Origin of the sequence: Variovorax saccharolyticus, assembly GCF_030316765.1 — a bacterium.
Lineage (GTDB): Bacteria > Pseudomonadota > Gammaproteobacteria > Burkholderiales > Burkholderiaceae_C > Variovorax > Variovorax saccharolyticus.
Map to the genome: position 1 here is coordinate 920,082 of NZ_JASZYT010000002.1, position 16,658 is coordinate 936,739.

Here is a 16,658-nt window from a genome sequence, read left to right on the forward strand (position 1 = left end):
GAGGTCAACATTGAGGGGGACGTGCTCACTCTCGCGGAGAAAAGGGTCGCTCAGGAACTGGCGTCGAAGCTAGGGGTGCGAGACAAGGCCGTTGCGGTGGCCAGGATTCACGGAACGAAAGGCCACGAACCTGGAGCTGTTCTTGTCTTTCCAGGCGACGGGACAACGCTCTTGCTGTCCGCGGACTTCCAGTCAGTACTAGCAGACATCGATATGAGAGGGGGCGGTCGTGACAGAAGCTGCACAGCTTCTTCGGAGGACGACCGGTGCTCAATCTCCGCGGTCATCGTGCCCAGTGAAAGGCCGGCAGCCTCCGGAGACGTGGTGTTCAGGACCCCTTTTGGATGCGGCGCCTTCACATGGCCGGCAGACAAGAATTGGGAAGTGAAACGTTACCCCTGGCTTCGAGACAAGGGGGAGCGGCGGCGCGGTGAACGCATTCCCTGTGACCAAAGCAATGTTGAGTATCTAGCGGTCCGAGCGAACTGCGCGGCAGATGCCGGTGTCTGGGAACCCGAAGGTCCATTTCACTATGGTCTGTGCACTCGTTTCACAGCGGACGCTGGCAAGGCGTGCACGGATACCGCCCAATGCGAAGGTCGTTGCGTGCCCGAGGACAAGCCGCAAGCTTCAGGGACGGTGGTTGGTCGATGTTCGCAAGTGAAGGGCGGAGCTTCAGGATGCTATAGCTTCCTGAAGGAAGGCAAGGTCGTCGACATTTGTGTGAACTAGCCGGAAGCCGCGGCGCCATCCCACCGGCTACAGTCGGCCAATAGCGGACAGTCAAGCCTCGACCCTGGTTTCCTCTAGGCCATCCGCGTCGCCTGTATGAGGTGCGATGGCAGGCACTTGGCGTAGTCTTCACTTCATCAAGCGCTGGAGCAACATAGCCAACGCCCCGAGCAGGCCAATCGCGGCCACCACCGTGAAGTAGTCCAGGCAGGCCATCAGAGTCGCTTGCTGCGTCACCATTTGGCCCAGGTGGGCCACCGCCATCGAGTCCGCATTTGGGCCAGCGCCATTGGCAAAGAGGGCTTGGCTCAGCGTGCGAACGGCCTGGATGTAGATGGGGTTGCCGTTCTCGAAGCGCGTGACGAGGGACATGTAGTGCTCGGTGCTTCGCCACTGCAGCAGCAACGTTGATGAGGCAACGCCGAGCGCAGTGCCGAACTGGGCGAGCATGTTCTTGAGTTGCTGGGCATGCGACAGAACGGCGTCGTCGTGTTGCACATCCCGGAAGGTGTGCATTGCCGTGGTCGCCATCACGAACATCAGGAAGATGCCGTTGGCGGCTAGTGCCGGCAGGATGTCGGTCCAGACGTGGACGTCGCCAGTCAGCCGGGAAAGCTGAGCGCCGAAGATGGCCAGCGAGACGAAGCCCCCCACCAGAAATTTCTTGGGTCCGGGCCATCTCGGCAGTGCCCACATCATCAGCGCCCACGCCAACAATGCGCTCGACAAACCAAGGGTCTGAATTCGCCCAACGACCTCCCAAGGGACGCCGAGACCACGCTGCAACAGCACCGGCAAGATGAGGTTGTTCGCGCCGAGCAGCACATAGCAAAGCATGAACAACGCAACGCCAAACATGTATCGAGGGCGCCTCAGGGCTTGGAGCGCCAGCAACGGGCGCTCGTGGTTCCGGAGTGCCCGGAAGAAGTAGTACATCGCCAAGGCGCCACACCCGAGGATGGTGACCAACATCGTGGCGTCGGTGAAGAAGTCGTACTGGCTCCGTTGAATGGCGTAAAGCACCAGGAAGCTGCCGCAGGCAAGGCTCATGAAGAGCACCGGGTGGCTCCGGCTTCGCAGGTCGTCCTGCACGACGTCGGTGGGCAACGACTGCGTGGCAGTGAACGCGGCAGCAGCGGCCACCAACATCAGCAGAACGAAGATTCCGCTCCACGCATCGTGGGCAACGGACAAGGACGCCAGCCCGGGCGCAAACGCAATTCCGGCAGCCAAACCGGTCGCGAAGTACTTGATGCCCGTGAACCGCTGCGGGCTGGGCGGAATCAGGTTCACCAGCACTCGCCCGGTGGTCATGAATGCCGCCCCACCCAAGCCCATGATGACGCGGCCGACCATGAATGCCTGGTACGAGTCGCTCGAGGCACAAACGGCACTGCCAAGCATGAACAGTCCGAGCGATGCCAGCACGAAGTTCCGCCAGCCCAGTCGTTCGACGAGCCACCGCTGCTTCGAGATGGTCGAAATGGCCACGGCGGCGTACGCGACCGTGGTCAGACTGAACTCCTCGGGCGACGCACCGATTTCACCCATGATGGGGCCGGCGGCGAACGCAATCATCCCGGACTGCAAGAACTCGAGCAGGGTCAGCAGAAAGATGGTGGCAAGCAGGGCGCGGCGCGGCGCGGCCTGAGTCGTTGAGCGGGGGGCGGAAATCGTCTGGGAGGACACCCTGGGAGGTTATGGCTGCACCAGTACATTGATAAGATGCCAGAATCACAATTGATTGGTGCAATGCTGCACCAATTACCATGGACGACCTCAACGACCTCTACTTCTTTTCGGCCGTTGTGCAGCACAACGGTTTCTCGGCCGCCGCCCGTGCGACCGGCGTAGAGAAGACCCGGTTGAGCCGACGAGTTGCCGAACTAGAGCGGCGCGTGGGCGTGCGATTGATGCAGCGCTCCACACGCAAGCTGTCGCTGACAGAGGCCGGCCAACGTTTCTATGAGCGGTGTACCGCAGCGGTAGACGGTGCGCAGGCCGCCTACGAGAGCCTGGCCGAACTGCAGGCAGAGCCCAGCGGCAAGGTGCGGCTGAGCTGCCCTGTGGTCATGGCACAGAGCTACCTGGCTCCCATCCTGCCGGGCTACCTGACACGGCATCCGAAGGTCAGCCTGTTCCTCGAGGCCACCGACAGGTCGGTCGCGCAGATTGAGGAGCGCTTCGACTTGGTGTTGCGGGCCCGGCCAGAGATGGACGGCGATGCCGGAATGGTCGTCAAGACGCTGGGAACAGCCCGGCGCATCCTGGTGGCCAGCCCGGCTTACCTCGACCGAAACGGCAGGCCCGCCGACCCTTCGGAGATGTCCAACTTCGACGTGGTCAGCCAACTGGGCGACCAGCAGGATGGCGTGGCGGTCTGGTCGGTCACGAGCAGCGCCGGCGAGCAGGCCCGCGTCCGGCTCAGTCCACGCCTGGTGTCCAGCGACCTGCGGGTTCAGCATCAAGCGACGTTGCATGGCGTCGGCATCGCGCTGATGCCAGAGCCCATCGTCGCCGAGGCGTTGCGCAGCCGCGCGCTCGAACAGGTGCTTCCGGAGTGGGCTGCAGGCGAGAACCTGATTCACCTCGTGTATCCGCCGCCACGCGGCATGCTGCCCTCCGTACGCAGCCTCATCGACTACCTGGTGGAGCATCTGCCCAAGGCCATCCAAGATACGCCGGCATAGCAGCGCTCAAGCCTGTCCCGATGTGTCGCGCTGGCCCAGGCGCTCTTGCAGGAACTCGATGAAGCGCTGCACCTTGGCGGGTAGCAGTCGCGTTTCCGTCAACGCGTAGACCGGCGTCGACTTGCCTTCCCATTCGGGCAGCACCCTGCGCAGGCGGCCGGCTGCCACATCCTCCGCCACGATTTCCACGGGCAGCAACACGATGCCCAAGTCAAGTGTGGCCAGGCGACGGAACATGCCGACGCTGTTGACCAGAAAGCGTCCGCCGACCCCGACCTGCACCGACTCGGCGCCACGGTGCAGTTCCCAGGTGGCGGCCTTCGCAAAGCCCAGGCACTCGTGCTGCGAGAGGTCCGACGGATGGGTTGGCTCGCCGGCCACCTTCAGGTAGCCCGGCGAGGCGTACGCCTTGACCGAAAGGCGTGCGAGCAGCCTGGCAATCAGGTTCGAGTCGGCCAACTCACCCATGCGGATGGCCACATCGAAGGGCTCGGACACCAAGTCCACACGCCGTGGCGTGAGGTCGAAGTCGAAGGCGATGCCGGGATAGCGCCGCGCGAATTCCGCCACGAGAGGCGCCATGTAGATGGTCGCAAAGTCCACCGGTAACGAGGCGCGCAACACGCCGCTGGGCTGCGCAAGCATCTCTCCCAACTGCTCGTGCGCGATGCGGGCCTCGTCCACGATGCGCCGGCTGCGCTCGTAGTAAATCTGACCGGCCTCCGTCAACTCGACCTTGCGTGTCGTGCGGTGCAGCAGCCGCAGCCCGATGGCCTTCTCCAGCGCGCTGATGCGGCGCGACAGCGTGGAGTTGGGAACCCCCGTCACCTCGGCGGCACCCCGGAAGCTCCGGGCGTGGGCCACCTCCACGAACAGCGCCATGTCGTTCAACAGCTCCAAAGTGATTGCTCCATTTTTGAACCAATGTTTGCCAATCTAACGTATTTATCTCCAGGGAGGAATAAACGAACATTCGTTCATCGCATTCACACAGGAGAAATTCGATGACCATGAAGCAACTTCTCACCCCCGTGCGCATCGGCCGACTGGTCGCGCCGAACCGTGTCGTCATGGCGCCGATGACGCGCTCCCGTGCCGACGAGGATGGCGTCGTCGGCGACATGACGGTCGCGTACTACGCCCAGCGCGCCAGCGCCGGACTCATCATCACCGAGGGCGTGTTTCCCTCCGCCATGGGCAAGGGCTACGTGCACACGCCGGGCATCGAGACCGAGACGCAAGTCGCCGCTTGGAAGAAGGTGACCGAGGCCGTGCACGCACGCGGCGGCCGCATCTTCATGCAAGTTATGCACTGCGGCCGGGTCTCGCATCCCTCGCTGCTCAACGGCGCCATCCCCGTGGCGCCCTCTGCCATCAAGCCCGAAGGACAGGCCTGGACGCCGGTCGGCCAAGTCGACTTCGTGACACCGCGCGAACTGAGCCTCAAGGAGATTGCCGACGTCATCGATGACTACCGTCAAGCAACCCGGCGTGCCATCGAAGCGGGCTTCGACGGTGTAGAACTGCACGCCGCATCGGGCTACCTACCCGAGCAATTCCTGTCTTCGGGCAGCAACCAGCGGCAAGACCTGTACGGAGGCTCGGTCGAGAACCGTGCTCGCTTCGTGCTGGACGTCGTGGACGCCATGGCTGCGGAGGCCGGTGCCGACCGCGTGGGCATCAAGATTTCTCCGGAGATGAACTACAACAGCATCACGGATGCGGCTCCGCAAGAGACCTACACCTACCTCGTGGACAAGCTCAAGGGTTGGGACCTGGCCTACCTCCAGGTCGCCCTCTTCGGTACGCCGAAGGTCGATTACCACGCGCTGCTGCGCCAACGATTCGATGGCGCCTACCTCATGGGCAGCGGCCTGACACAGGACAGCGCCGAAGCGGCGGTGTCCGAAGGCAAGGCTGACGCGACGGTTTTCGGCAGCGCGTTCCTCGCCAATCCAGACCTGCCAGAACGCTTCCGCGTGGGCGCCGCGCTCAACGAAGCCGACCGCAGCACCTTCTTCGCACCACCGACCGCCAAGGGCTACATTGACTATCCAGTGTTGGTGCCCGCCGAGGTCGACTGAAGTGGCTTGAAGCCACAAGGAGCCTATGCCATGACCGCCACCATTGCCCGCATGCAACGCGCCAACCGCGGAACACAGTTCCGCGCCTACCGCCTGCATGGTGACGACCCCGCGCAGCTCGACCCCTTCATGGGCATCGACCACGCCTGGATGAGCGCACCCACGTTCCCGCCGCATCCGCATGCCGGGTTCTCTGCAGTGACCTACCTGTTCCTCGATTCGGAGACAGGCATTGCGAACCGCGATTCGAAGGGCAACAGCACGCTCATCGAGCCGGGTGGACTGCACTGGACGGCCGCTGGCCGTGGCGTGGTGCATGAAGAGAATCCGGCGGTCCTGGGGAGTACGACCCACCTGCTGCAAATCTTCGTGAACCTGCCGGAGAGCCGCCAGACTGACGCACCGTTCGCGCTGACCTTGAAGCCGCAGGACGTGCCTTTGGTGCAGCGCCCTGGGGCACGGGTGCGCGTTCCGCTGGGCAGCTTCGACGGCGTGAGCTCGCCGTTGACGCCACCGACCGAGGTCACCTTGCTGGACGTCACGCTGGATGACGGCGCCGAACTCGAGCTGCCCATTCCGGCAGGCCAACGCGCCTTCTTCATGCCGGTGTTCGGCAGCGCCGAAATCGATGGCCAGCGCTTCGGTCTGGAAGACCTGGGGGCGCCCATCCTGCCGACCGCAACCGATGCGACGACGCACCGGCTCGTGGGTAAACCGGGCGGCGCGAAGGTTGCCGTCTTCATTGGCACGCCGTTGCATCAACCCGTCCTCTCGAATGGCCCGATGGCCTTCGCAAGCCGGGACAACCTGGCCGCGGCAGCGGCCGCCTATCACCGTGGCGATATGGGAAGTCTCTGAAGGCAGCCACACACCCCCGGGGCACGTGTCCCACCCGCCCCATTCACATCCAAGGAGCTACACCATGAAGACTGAACAATTCACCGCCGAGAACTCTGCCTTGCTGCTCATCGACCATCAGGTCGGAACCATGCAGCTCATCAAGAACATCGACAAGGACCTCGCTGCCAAGCAATCGGTTGCATTGGCCAAGATGGCGAAGATTCTCAACATGCCAGTGGTCATCACGTCCAGCCAGGAAGACCGTGCGCAAGGTCCCATCCTGCCGAAGATTGCCGAAATCCTTCCCGAGGCACACGCAGCGCGCATCAAGCGTCCGGGCGTGGTGAACGCCTGGGCCTACCCTGACTTCAAGAAGGCTGTGCTCGCGACCGGTCGCAAGAACCTCATCATGGCCGGCGTGACGACCGACGTCTGCCTCATCTTCCCCGCCATTGATGCAGCGAAGGAAGGCTTTGGGGTACAGGCCGTGATGGACGCATCGGGCTCCCCGAGCGACCTGAGCGAAGAGTTCTCGCGTCAACGCATGCACGACGCCGGCGTCGTGCTGACGGCCACGAATACGCTCATGGCGGAAATCGCGCAGGACTGGTCCACCCCCCAGGGTCAGCAACTCATCGGGCTGTTGTTCTCTGATGTCTTCCCGGCACTGGGCGCTGGCATCGTCTGAGTCACCAACTGCCGTTGTGGGCCGGGGTCTTCGCACTTCGGCCCGCAACTGCCTTCGACCGCCCCACACCTGAATCACCATGGATTCCCAACCGCACATCGTCATCGTCGGAGGTTCGCTCGCAGGGCTCACGCTCGCGCTGGCTTGTGCTTCTCGAGGAGTTCCGGTGCACGTGGTGGAGCGTGCAGCAGAGCGCCTGAATGGCGGCGACAGTCTGAGCGTAAGCCTCGCCGCGATTGCCGCCACCACGGGTCACGACCCTCGCGTCTATCCAAAGCTGGCCGTCGTACCTGCGTACCGCGACCGTCATCTGACGACCTGGCCCGCACTCTATGCATGGTTGCGAGGCCGAGCCCTCGAGACGCCAGGCATCCTCCTCGACGAGGGCAAGACGGTGACCTCCGTCAACAACCGCGAGCAGGGAGCGGAACTCCACTTCTCTGACGGCACGAAATTGTTGGCCGATGCCGTCATCGGCGCGGACGGCTATTACAGCGTCGTCCGCAGAGCGATTTCACCAGAAGCACCCTACGCGCGTTACGCCGGCTATCTCGTGTGGCGCGGTCTCGTGGAAGAGCAGACGCTGACGCGGCCAGTCGCCTGGCCTTCGGACGGCGGTCTCTGGATAGATTTCGAGCGAGGCTATCGTTTGGTCGCAGCAGTTCTGCCGGGTCGGGATGGCTCGTTGGAAATTGGTAGACGCCTAGTGACCTTCGCGTGGTTCGATGCACACCGTGAGGCCCTGTTGCGCGCAACGAATCGGCTGACGCCCGACGGCAATCTGGTCGGAACGCTTGGACGCGGAAGCATTGGCTCAGATGTGCGCGCCGAGCTTCTGGCTATGGTCCCGAAGGTGTGGCCGGAGAGATGGGCGGAGGCCGTTGCAGTCGGTGTGCAATCAACGGCGTCGCTCAGCGGCGCACCCATCGCAGAGTACGTGCCCGACACACTGGCCGTCGGCGCAGTGGCACTTGTCGGCGACGCCGGACATGTCGTATCGCCAATGACGGGAAGTGGCTTCGCAGCCGGAGTGGACGATGCCATGGTATTGGCCCGCATACTTGCAGACCGTCCAGCGGGCGAGCCAGCCTCGAATGCGCTCTTGCGCTACCAAGCTGCACGATTGCCCTACGTCCGTGCGTTGGTCCAACACTCGCGCCGTCTAAGCGCAGAGTATGTGCAGATTGCACTCAAGTAGTGAGTAGCCAGTTGGCACGGCCCGGCATTTCGGCCGCTTGAACAATTGCGAGGGTTGAGCGGCTGCTTTCGACGAATTTGGACTTCGGCTTTGGGCCCAGAGCCGCCGGTGGAAAAATCCGAAAGCTGCCGTTCAAGTAGCGTCGGGTTCAGCTTCTAGCATCAATGAACGGCCAGGCCAAATAGCCAGTCGCCTCGTGACCTCGGCTAGTTGCATCAGAATGGCGCGCCGTCCGACCTACTTGCGCCACTGCACTGTGCCTGCATGTTGTGGGCGGCTGACGCCCCTCAGGGTTCAACGCACGCACCCTAGCGTATCGGCGGTCAGGGACGAACCCGAACCGGCGCTGGAGGCTCCGCGGTGCTGTCAATCACCCCAAACGGATTTGCAGGCTCTGCGTCAGGCTTAACACCCGGCGGGTAGAGCCGATAGATGACACCCTTGGCGTCCTGGTAGTAGCGGGTGCCGGCAGGCGAGAACTTGAGCCACGGACCCGGCTCGGTACTCCCAGTGCTTTCTTCGGTCCAGCCTTTCGGGTCGATATGTGGCTTGGCACCTTCACTGGGCACAGTGGCCCCAGACGTTTTGGCGGCAGCGGGTCCTGGAACGACTCCCATCCGATATGCGCCTCCAAGCGCGACTTTCAGGCACCACAGCAAAGCAATGCTCACGACGACGCCGAAGACAAAACCGATGAGCCGCCGGCGGCCCGTCCTTCGAAAGAGGTGAGCGTTCAGAAACCCTGCGATGAGGATGACGTCCACTGCCGTGAATCCGGTGCTCAGTGTCGGCGTGCCGCCGAAAACGGGCAGAAGCCAAAAGCCGAACGAGAGAACGAGGGCGATACAGCCTGCCCAAAACCAAGCTGAGAGACGACCAGGCGGAGAAACGGGAGCGGGAAAGAACGCGGCGGCATGCGCGTCACCAAAACTGTGCGCCTGCGCGCTCGAACGAACGGGTTCGCCGGTCACCGCCTGGGCCGTCGGCGGAACAACGGCAGTCTCCAGACCTTCACGTGACGCAGGAAGGCTTTCCAACTCCAGGCCGCATTCCTGGCAGAACCGACTGTTCTCAATAACTAGCTTGGAACCGCAGTGGGGACAGAATTTCATCGAGTGGTCCCTATGAACGTGGAGCCGACTGATTCTGAGAGTCTGGCTTTTGCATCAGGCGAAATGAGAGCATCAAGCATCCAGGAGGTCTCGGCCAATGTCTGGTCTTGGCCGACGACGAAAGCACCTATCCATCGGCCAGCGTATGCTGAAGGAAGGCGCGCGCGGCTAGCAGCGCGCAGTGTCTACTGCGTTCTGCCAGGCTTCCAGAGCCCGGCCTCGTCGATTGGCGGAATTCCTGCAACGTCGGTCGCGTATGGCCCCAAATCCCAAGACGTCGGCCGCGGCGGGCGAGGCATTTTGAGCTCCGCCGCGACAGCGTGCCGGTTGCCGGCGCGAACAAGCTCGTTGAAGCGCTCCTCCATCTCAGACTTTGTGCGACCCGGCACCTTGACCCATGCCAAGAACTTGCCCCACTCTCGGCCATCCAGTTCCGCATTGGAGTCTCTTATAAACTTCGACTTGGACATATGTGCGATTCTCGTTCGACAGCTCTAAAAAGCGGATTGCGACGCGCGAACCCGCCTTCGAGGGCCGACTGTAGTCGGGGTCGGAGGGCCGATGGCAACCAACGGCAGCAAAACCGGAGCATCGTGATGAACTTCCGGTTTTGGCCGCAACCTGCCGCAGGGGGTATGCGAGTGCTGAACTGAGTCCCAGCAGCGCCGTCGAGCGTCAAAGGCATGCGATGGCTACAGCTGCCACGTACAGGCCGGCTCCAAACACCGCGTGGTTCGCAAGAATACGCACGCAGCTCCTGACAGGAGCCGTGGTGTTGGAGCCGGCAAAGCCAGACCCCATGGCAGGTTGCATCACAAGCAGCGGCACTACCGCAGTGACCAATCCGAAGACCAGCGCTGGAAGGATGGTCGGTTGGCCTGCCCAATCGGTCCCTACGAACGCAACGAGCACGGCGGCATAGGCGATGCCGACCCCATAGTGGGCAAGCCAGCCCAGCGGGTGTTCGCCTCTTACCGGTGCCGCCTTGGCGATGGACGCGTGCGCAAATCGCCCCCGTGGCATCTGCCCGACCCACCTGCCAACCAACCGCCAATCGGTGGTGGGTACGCCGAGTCGGGAGAGGGTGAGCAGCCACATATCCATGACCGCTGTAGCGACTACGCCGATGAGGATGACGAGGCCGATGTTTGGGAATGACATGGAGGTCTTCTTTTCACTGTGCGAACGGTTGTCGGGCCACGCCTCCGTGTACCCGACGCGGACTCGTGGGAAGTGCCGGTTCTCCACGTGCTCTTAGTTGACGCAGCCGCAGCTGGCCGAATCGGCCGTGGCGCAATCACAGCTGGTGCAGTCACAGGTGACACAGTTGCAGCTGTCGCACCTGCAGGTGGCGCACTCGCAGCGGGTGGGTTGAGCGGCGGCGGAGGGAGACGGGGCGGCTTGGGTGCCGGTGGCGATGGAAGTCATTTGAGGGCTCCAGAAGGGGTTGGTGAGGCCTGAATTCTTCGCGCTGGGGCCGTTTTGGACTTGAACGCAGAGGCTAGATAGGCAGCCTTTTCATTCAACACCGCTGTTGGACGGCCACGGCCGAACAGATGCCAGCGCGGCCATCCAGTTGGGGCTTTCGTGACAGGCGGGTGGTCAGTAGACTGGCGGCAGAGCCGTTGAACCATGAGCACACAGTCTGCAACCCGCTACCGAGGCGACTTCGTAGCCTGGACCGGCGTTTGCGGGTTCCTAGGCGAAGGCGGCGGTTCTCCCATTGAGCCGCACTCGCACTACGCCATCCAGCTGGTCTTGGGCGCGCCCACGGGCCTGCGTGTGCAGCTAGGCCGTCACGGTGAATGGCAGGCGTGTGCCGCAGCACTAGTGCCGTCCCGGGCAGTGCACACCATCGATGTGAACGACTGCGACATGAGCGCGGTTCTGTTCATCGAGCCGGAGACTCCTGAGGGGAAGGCACTTGCTGCTCGCCTGCAAGATGGACTCGAGCTCCTCGACACCGACACGGTGGCGGTCGCCGCGAAGCGCCTGGAAAGAGCTTGGCGGGTCGAGAGGAGCTACGAGGCGGTGCAAGCGGTGTGCATGCAGCTTGTCCGGGACCTGTCCGGAGCGGCGCCGAGGGAGCCGTCCGACCCGCGCGTCCTCGCTGCCATCGAGTACATCCGCCAGCGGGTCGACGAGAGCGTTTCGCTCCCCGACGTGGCCAAGGCGGCGAATCTCTCGCCGGAGCGCTTCCGACACCTGTTTGTCGAGGAAACGGGCATGCCCTTGCGGACTTACGTCCTGTGGCGGCGACTCCTGCACGTGTGGACACTGCTCATGGCCGGGGCCAATCTCTCGACCGCGGCGCACGCGGCCGGCTTCGCGGACTCTGCGCACCTGTCGCGGACGGCGCGAGCGATGTTCGGGCTGCCACCCTCTGTATTGCAGATGCGCGGCCCCCTGAGCTCGCAGAAGCGCGAGCCACATCACCTGGCCTGAACGACGCCGGTGAGCGTTCCCAGGAATGCGGCCAGGTCCTGACTGTCGGGGGCGGAAAGACGGATGGCCTGCCGGTCAGTGTGCTTCTCGCCAGGCTTCGCCAGTTCGCTGTGGCCCAGGACTGCCTTGGGCGACCTGGCATAGTGCACCACCACCTCCTCGACACGCCTTGTCGTCGGCTTACCGCAATCAGACGAGCGCGATTCGGTTCACTTTGGCGTCGTCGAGAGCGTGATGAACGCGTAGGCCATGCCTTCTGTGAAGTCGCCGTCTAAGGTTGAGCAGGCGCCGGCGCATGTTCCCCACGAAGCCAAGAACGCTGACCGAGCAGCCGCCAGGCAACCCGTCTGGGAACAAGCGGAGTAGCTGAACCATGTCGCGTGAGGAGTCGCAGACCAACGTCGCTGGTCCGACAGTGAAAAGCCAGATGCGAAGCGTCTCCCGCAGTTTGCCGAGGGGGAGTGCGGCGCTGCCGCCCTCAAGAATGGGAAGCACACTCGCTCGACAGAACGGACTGCAGCGCGATGCGTCAACACCCAGGACCTCCGCGTAGAAGGTGTGGCGCGCGGTCTCGTCGACGAGCCCAATCGATATCAGCTCCGCGTCGTCTCGTAACGCGGTGAACTCCGTGTCGAAAAAGATTCTCATGATTTGCTCAATCCATGAACGGCGGCCACTCGGTCTGGGGGCATACCGCGCTTTTTGGAAATGACGCTCGTTGAGGTGCGTTCGGCACCGTTCGAAATCGGAGGTGTTGTGCCTGCGGCACCGTATCGTGGGAATGCAGATAGTCGAGCTCCGCGACAGTCGGGAGGGATAGGAACTGCGAGTTCCCGCAGCTGACCTTGCTGCTTAGGGGCTTAGCTTTGGGACTTTGGTGTCGGCCCGTTCTTGGCATCCGCGTCGTCCACGAACTTCTCAGAGGCGGTGTCAATAAGGCACCCATAGTCAAAGTCCTCGTTCTCGAATTTGAGCTGGTCGACCGACGAGACATATCGCGCGTTCAGAGCGTACCCGCGCGGATTCGCCACTACACGGCACCGCCCCACGCGGTAGTCGAACGAGTTGTGTACGTGGCCGTGAAGCCAGAGGTCCGCCTGTTCAACTAGTGGGGTCAGGTTGCTTGCGAACCCGGCATTCAGTTTGCTACCTGAGTACTGGGGATGAATGGAGTTCGGATGTGGGGCGTGGTGAGTGATGACAACCGTTCTCCCCGAGTACGGGTGGTCGAGCTCCTTTTCCAACCATGCGCGTGACAGCTCATGGTCTCGGAGTGCGTCTAATGGTGTGAAGGCGCGCCCGTCGCTGGTCGAAATCAGTCGGTGGTCGTTCAAGGCGCGGTGCGCGTACGCCATCGCCTCGGACTGCGCGTTCTTCCCGTCGAGGCGATAGTCCGTCCACAGCGTGCATCCAAGGATGCGCACACCGTGGAACTCAGTGACATCTCGTTCGAGCACCTGGACGGATGTACCCGCGGCGGCACGCTGCACGGCCTTTCGCACCCTCTCCCAGGCCCCTCCTCCATAGAGTTCATGATTTCCGCATAGGTATAGGACGGGTACAGGCCAGTCTTTGAACATATCGATGGCTGATGGTCCTGCACCGATGTCCCCGGCCAGTACCAGAATATCCGCCTCAGGGACCGGACGAATGAGCGTCTCGCCGGGAAAATCTCGTGAGAGAAGCTCAAGATGCAGGTCTGAAGCAAGTTGGATACGCATATGTCTTTCCGTTCCAGCCGAACGTGTCAAGAGGTTCGACCGATGGCCGCCCCCTCGGCGCTTGCTCGACCTGACGTCGGAAAGCGAATGTCATTGGCTTTTGCTTGCCGCTGTGTGCCGCGACCCGTGTCATAAACGCACTACGAAGGCGGTCCAGGAGTTCGACGTCGCTCATCCGCGCTTCTTGCCAACCGAACTCCGTCGTGAAGAGAGTGGCGGCGTAGCTACTTCTTCGGGCAGCAAGGAAGCGAGCACCGTTCCCCGTTTTATAGGAGATGCCTCGGCAGTTAGTCTGTGTTCTGACCGCGTCTGGGCCTTCAAGCTGCTGACCTCACGAATGATTTCGAGCCGTCGCGCTTGTGGAAGCAGCGTGGACAGCGGGGACGCCTGCCGTAGCTGACGTCCGACTTCGGAGTCCTCGAGCGCCCTGGTCCAGTTCTGTTGGTCAAGGATTTGGCGCCATTGCGCCCAGAGAGGTGACGTGCGCGGGTCCCCTTTCGCCATCCATCGTGCGAGGGTTGCCTTGGCCCTGCTCACGAGCATTGGGTCTGCAGCGATGAGTTCGACGGCTGCCTGATGCATCAGCTGACTTTGAAAGTCCTGCGGAATGTGATTGCCTGTCGGTAAGCTGGTCGGCGCGGCCAGCGGGCGGCTGGAGTTGAGGAACTTGGCCGGCACTGCGGCCGTCAGCCAGATGCCGTTCTCAGCTTGTTGAAACTTGAGTCCGGCGCGATGCATTGCGTAGCTGTCGACGACCAGAACTACGGGGGCGCCGCGCCTGCGTCCAACAGCTTCCGCTGCGTCTTTCGTTGTCGACAGATGCACGGCATGGCGGTTCATCGGCAGCAGGCCTTCACGCCGAATCGCGGGCAAATGCTTTCGGACGGTCCCGTGATAGAGCACCGGCGGTGGAGTTCTCGTTGGCAGCTTGAGGTCGACGGACACAGAATGACCCTGTACCGCACGGATTCGACGCCCATCTGGCGACACCCCGAAGCGCTGCTTGTCGTTGGCGTCAACGATTTCATGTAACTCCGCGAGGCTCAACGCTTGCCCATGGCTAGCCGCACCTGCAAGAAGAGCGTCGACCTGGCACCAGCCCTCGCGGTCGAGGCGGACGCCCCATATTTCCGGCCGGTGCCGCAGTACGCGTGCGAGCGCGCGGGATTTGGGAACAAGCTCGGGCCTCATGCAGGTTTGGCCCGCGTGTAGCCCGGCTTGGGCGTCGGTTTTGTCCAGGACATCATTTGACGGCAGTCGGACGCACTCGTGCAAATCAGGGTGGCTCGCTCGAACGCTTCGTGCGTCCCGTATTTGGTCATGTTTGCGGCTCTTCGGGCGGCGACCACCATGCCGGCAAAAAGCTTGCCGTCAAGTGCATATCGGAATCGTTCGGGTAGTGGCAAAGTAGCGATGACGCGTAGCTCTGCAGCCGCTCAGGCGATTCCCGCGCCATTCGCCCTGCGGCCAACTTCTCCAAGAATCGCCGTGTTTCGACTACCGCTCGTGTGCGTTCACTCGGCATCGTCATGATTCGAGCCTCCATGCTGCCCCAGGCGCCCGGGGACATTCGCATGCTGTCTTGTCGAACAGTTGGTCCCAGCGGTCTGGAACTCCGCCGCCTATGGCGTTCGAGTTTCGCGCCAGCGGCAGCGCCTGCGCGAGCGCTACGTCGTAGCCGGCGCACGTTGAGTTCAGACAGAGCACGTCGTCGCGTTCGAGGAAGGGCACTACTCGCTGCCTTGACGATTGCTCATGAGGCATTCCAATCATCTAGGTTCCTTTAACCACAGGGGCTTTGAACGCGCGCTAGCAGCGCGTCGCGCAGCTTTCGGTACACGACGTTTGTGAGCCCTGCGCGCGGGGGGCAAATCACGATGAATTTCTGGAGCGCCGAAAGTCCGTCGTACAGCAGCCCGGTGCCAGAGCGTTCGTCGCCGACCACAACCCACAACTCGGCGCATTCGGAGTGCGCATTCAGCCACGTGCGCATGTCTTGGCAGCGGGCGTTCGGGCTGCCAACTGTTGAAGCAGGGCCTTCGTGCAGGTTGGATACTACAAATCCCAGTCCAGCAAGACTCAATATTCGCCGCAGCGAGGCTTCATCGAATATGCGAGCCCATGACGTGCTCAAGACATATGTCGGGCTGAATTCCTCATGTAGTAGCAAGAGGCGGTGAATTGCGCGGCTGTCGAGGAGCCGCGCCCAGAGGTCGTGATGCGAGTCCAGTGGTACTTGGCCCTGCCTTTCTGTTATCAAAGCCCTCAGGACGTCATAGCCACCGTACGGGCGATGCAGACACACCGTGTCGTCAATGTCCAGGAACAATACAGGGCGCCGGGACAAGACCCTTCCGCTATCAGCTGCCATGTAACCTTCGACTCAAGACGAGCGGCGGATAGCCGCGCCCTAGACGCAGCATCTCCAAAAAGAGCTCCATGTCCTTGAGGTAGCACGCGTCGGTAACTTCGGGTGGGTACGGCATAGGGCTCAACGCATGGCAGATGCCGAACGCGACCTGCAATTCTTCGGGCAATTCTGAAACGCGGCAGTACTCCGTCGAACCAAACCGATAGATGTTCAGTTCACTATGCGCGCGCTGAAGCTGGAAATTGCGGCGTTGAAGCATTTGTCGAACCAGTCGCCATACCTGAAAACGAGTATGTGGCCCCTCGACGAATGAACCATAGAAGTCGTAGACCTGCCGGCCGTCTCCCCGTGCCTCCAGCACATCGTAGGGAATGCCGCACAGGTTAATTTGCACAGTGACGTGGACTACCGCTGACACAGTCAATGCACTGGTCGGTTTTGACCGCGACGAGCGGGCGAGGGCGCGAGCGAGAAGGATATGGACCGGATTGGGCCAAGCGCCGTCCTCGTCAAGAACGCTGACGCTGGTATAGCTCTGATTCAGCTCGACCGCGCAGTACCCCGTGGGCGCATTGACATCGAATGCGAACGCTCCGACATCTTGAAATTCCGTACCGTCCTGCAACTCGCAAGAGACTTCAAGCTGAATCACCGTTTGTCTGCTCCCGCGGCGCGGCCGGAACTGATTGATGCCCAGAGCTCCGCCGTAACGTCGCGATGCTCCGCACTTGAGTTCATCCGGAGCCATCTTGCTTTCACGTACTCCGCATCGGCGCT

General features: G+C 62.3%; 16 protein-coding genes. 6 read left to right on the top strand and 10 right to left on the bottom strand.

Going from position 1 to position 16,658, the window contains the following annotated elements:
* Window positions 1–861 precede the first annotated feature (861 nt).
* Entirely contained in the window at window positions 862–2,421 is a 1,560-nt protein-coding gene (locus QTI45_RS10480; RefSeq protein ID WP_286654285.1) for an MFS transporter, read from the bottom strand.
* Between the two features lie 80 nt (window positions 2,422–2,501).
* Here QTI45_RS10480 and QTI45_RS10485 point away from each other — a divergent pair, with 80 nt between their 5' ends.
* Complete coding sequence (locus QTI45_RS10485; RefSeq protein ID WP_286654286.1) at window positions 2,502–3,422, top strand: LysR substrate-binding domain-containing protein; 921 nt, start codon at window positions 2,502–2,504, stop codon at window positions 3,420–3,422.
* A gap of 6 nt (window positions 3,423–3,428) precedes the next feature.
* Here QTI45_RS10485 and QTI45_RS10490 read toward each other — a convergent pair whose 3' ends face one another.
* A complete protein-coding gene (locus QTI45_RS10490) occupies window positions 3,429–4,322 on the bottom strand; it encodes a LysR family transcriptional regulator (protein WP_286654287.1) in 894 nt (297 codons plus the stop codon).
* A 110-nt stretch (window positions 4,323–4,432) separates the two neighbouring features.
* Here QTI45_RS10490 and QTI45_RS10495 point away from each other — a divergent pair, with 110 nt between their 5' ends.
* The 4 genes from QTI45_RS10495 (at window position 4,433) to QTI45_RS10510 (ending at window position 8,232) form a co-directional block, all read left to right on the top strand.
* Complete coding sequence (locus QTI45_RS10495; protein WP_286654288.1) at window positions 4,433–5,506, top strand: alkene reductase; 1,074 nt, start codon at window positions 4,433–4,435, stop codon at window positions 5,504–5,506.
* A 30-nt stretch (window positions 5,507–5,536) separates the two neighbouring features.
* Window positions 5,537–6,364, top strand: a complete 828-nt coding sequence (locus QTI45_RS10500; protein ID WP_286654289.1) for a pirin family protein — start codon at window positions 5,537–5,539, stop codon at window positions 6,362–6,364.
* Between the two features lie 64 nt (window positions 6,365–6,428).
* Window positions 6,429–7,034: an isochorismatase family protein gene (locus QTI45_RS10505; RefSeq protein WP_286654290.1), complete on the top strand. Its 606-nt coding sequence runs from the start codon at window positions 6,429–6,431 to the stop codon at window positions 7,032–7,034.
* 79 nt (window positions 7,035–7,113) lie between these two features.
* A complete protein-coding gene (locus QTI45_RS10510) occupies window positions 7,114–8,232 on the top strand; it encodes an FAD-dependent monooxygenase (RefSeq protein WP_286654291.1) in 1,119 nt (372 codons plus the stop codon).
* A 323-nt stretch (window positions 8,233–8,555) separates the two neighbouring features.
* Here QTI45_RS10510 and QTI45_RS10515 read toward each other — a convergent pair whose 3' ends face one another.
* Both QTI45_RS10515 and QTI45_RS10520 read right to left on the bottom strand, forming a co-directional pair.
* A complete protein-coding gene (locus tag QTI45_RS10515) occupies window positions 8,556–9,344 on the bottom strand; it encodes a zinc ribbon domain-containing protein (protein ID WP_286654292.1) in 789 nt (262 codons plus the stop codon).
* Window positions 9,345–10,019: 675 nt separating this feature from the next.
* A complete protein-coding gene (locus QTI45_RS10520; RefSeq protein ID WP_286654293.1) occupies window positions 10,020–10,505 on the bottom strand; it encodes a DUF2938 domain-containing protein in 486 nt (161 codons plus the stop codon).
* Window positions 10,506–11,189: 684 nt separating this feature from the next.
* Between QTI45_RS10520 and QTI45_RS10525 the strand changes: the two genes are divergently transcribed.
* The gene (locus QTI45_RS10525) at window positions 11,190–11,789 is read left to right on the top strand and encodes a helix-turn-helix domain-containing protein (protein ID WP_286654294.1); all 600 of its coding nucleotides are present in this window, start codon (window positions 11,190–11,192) and stop codon (window positions 11,787–11,789) included.
* 189 nt (window positions 11,790–11,978) lie between these two features.
* Here QTI45_RS10525 and QTI45_RS10530 read toward each other — a convergent pair whose 3' ends face one another.
* From QTI45_RS10530 to QTI45_RS10545, 6 genes are all read right to left on the bottom strand, one after another.
* A complete protein-coding gene (locus QTI45_RS10530) occupies window positions 11,979–12,437 on the bottom strand; it encodes a 3'-5' exoribonuclease (RefSeq protein ID WP_286654295.1) in 459 nt (152 codons plus the stop codon).
* A 212-nt stretch (window positions 12,438–12,649) separates the two neighbouring features.
* A complete protein-coding gene (locus QTI45_RS10535; protein WP_286654296.1) occupies window positions 12,650–13,510 on the bottom strand; it encodes a metallophosphoesterase in 861 nt (286 codons plus the stop codon).
* A 171-nt stretch (window positions 13,511–13,681) separates the two neighbouring features.
* Complete coding sequence (locus tag QTI45_RS10540) at window positions 13,682–14,701, bottom strand: RNA 2'-phosphotransferase (protein ID WP_286654297.1); 1,020 nt, start codon at window positions 14,699–14,701, stop codon at window positions 13,682–13,684.
* Window positions 14,702–14,828: 127 nt separating this feature from the next.
* Complete coding sequence (locus QTI45_RS35335) at window positions 14,829–15,086, bottom strand: BPSL0761 family protein (RefSeq protein WP_353621288.1); 258 nt, start codon at window positions 15,084–15,086, stop codon at window positions 14,829–14,831.
* 207 nt (window positions 15,087–15,293) lie between these two features.
* Window positions 15,294–15,881 (bottom strand): HAD domain-containing protein, encoded by a 588-nt coding sequence (locus QTI45_RS35340; RefSeq protein WP_353621289.1) that lies wholly within the window; start codon window positions 15,879–15,881, stop codon window positions 15,294–15,296.
* The gene (locus tag QTI45_RS10545) at window positions 15,871–16,629 is read right to left on the bottom strand and encodes a hypothetical protein (protein ID WP_286654298.1); all 759 of its coding nucleotides are present in this window, start codon (window positions 16,627–16,629) and stop codon (window positions 15,871–15,873) included. The genes QTI45_RS35340 and QTI45_RS10545 overlap by 11 nt, the downstream gene beginning before the upstream one ends.
* Window positions 16,630–16,658: the final 29 nt, after the last annotated feature.

Bases quoted from the DNA above. Each gene is read 5' to 3' on its own strand.
- QTI45_RS10485 (WP_286654286.1), top strand. From the start codon at position 2,502: ATGGACGACCTCAACGACCTCTACTTCTTTTCGGCCGTTGTGCAGCAC.
- QTI45_RS10495 (WP_286654288.1), top strand. From the start codon at position 4,433: ATGAAGCAACTTCTCACCCCCGTGCGCATCGGCCGACTGGTCGCGCCG.
- QTI45_RS10500 (WP_286654289.1), top strand. From the start codon at position 5,537: ATGACCGCCACCATTGCCCGCATGCAACGCGCCAACCGCGGAACACAG.
- QTI45_RS10505 (WP_286654290.1), top strand. From the start codon at position 6,429: ATGAAGACTGAACAATTCACCGCCGAGAACTCTGCCTTGCTGCTCATC.
- QTI45_RS10510 (WP_286654291.1), top strand. From the start codon at position 7,114: ATGGATTCCCAACCGCACATCGTCATCGTCGGAGGTTCGCTCGCAGGG.
- QTI45_RS10515 (WP_286654292.1), bottom strand. From the start codon at position 9,344: ATGAAATTCTGTCCCCACTGCGGTTCCAAGCTAGTTATTGAGAACAGT.
- QTI45_RS10520 (WP_286654293.1), bottom strand. From the start codon at position 10,505: ATGTCATTCCCAAACATCGGCCTCGTCATCCTCATCGGCGTAGTCGCT.
- QTI45_RS10530 (WP_286654295.1), bottom strand. From the start codon at position 12,437: ATGAGAATCTTTTTCGACACGGAGTTCACCGCGTTACGAGACGACGCG.
- QTI45_RS10535 (WP_286654296.1), bottom strand. From the start codon at position 13,510: ATGCGTATCCAACTTGCTTCAGACCTGCATCTTGAGCTTCTCTCACGA.
- QTI45_RS10540 (WP_286654297.1), bottom strand. From the start codon at position 14,701: ATGAGGCCCGAGCTTGTTCCCAAATCCCGCGCGCTCGCACGCGTACTG.
- QTI45_RS35335 (WP_353621288.1), bottom strand. From the start codon at position 15,086: ATGCGAATGTCCCCGGGCGCCTGGGGCAGCATGGAGGCTCGAATCATG.
- QTI45_RS35340 (WP_353621289.1), bottom strand. From the start codon at position 15,881: ATGGCAGCTGATAGCGGAAGGGTCTTGTCCCGGCGCCCTGTATTGTTC.
- QTI45_RS10545 (WP_286654298.1), bottom strand. From the start codon at position 16,629: ATGGCTCCGGATGAACTCAAGTGCGGAGCATCGCGACGTTACGGCGGA.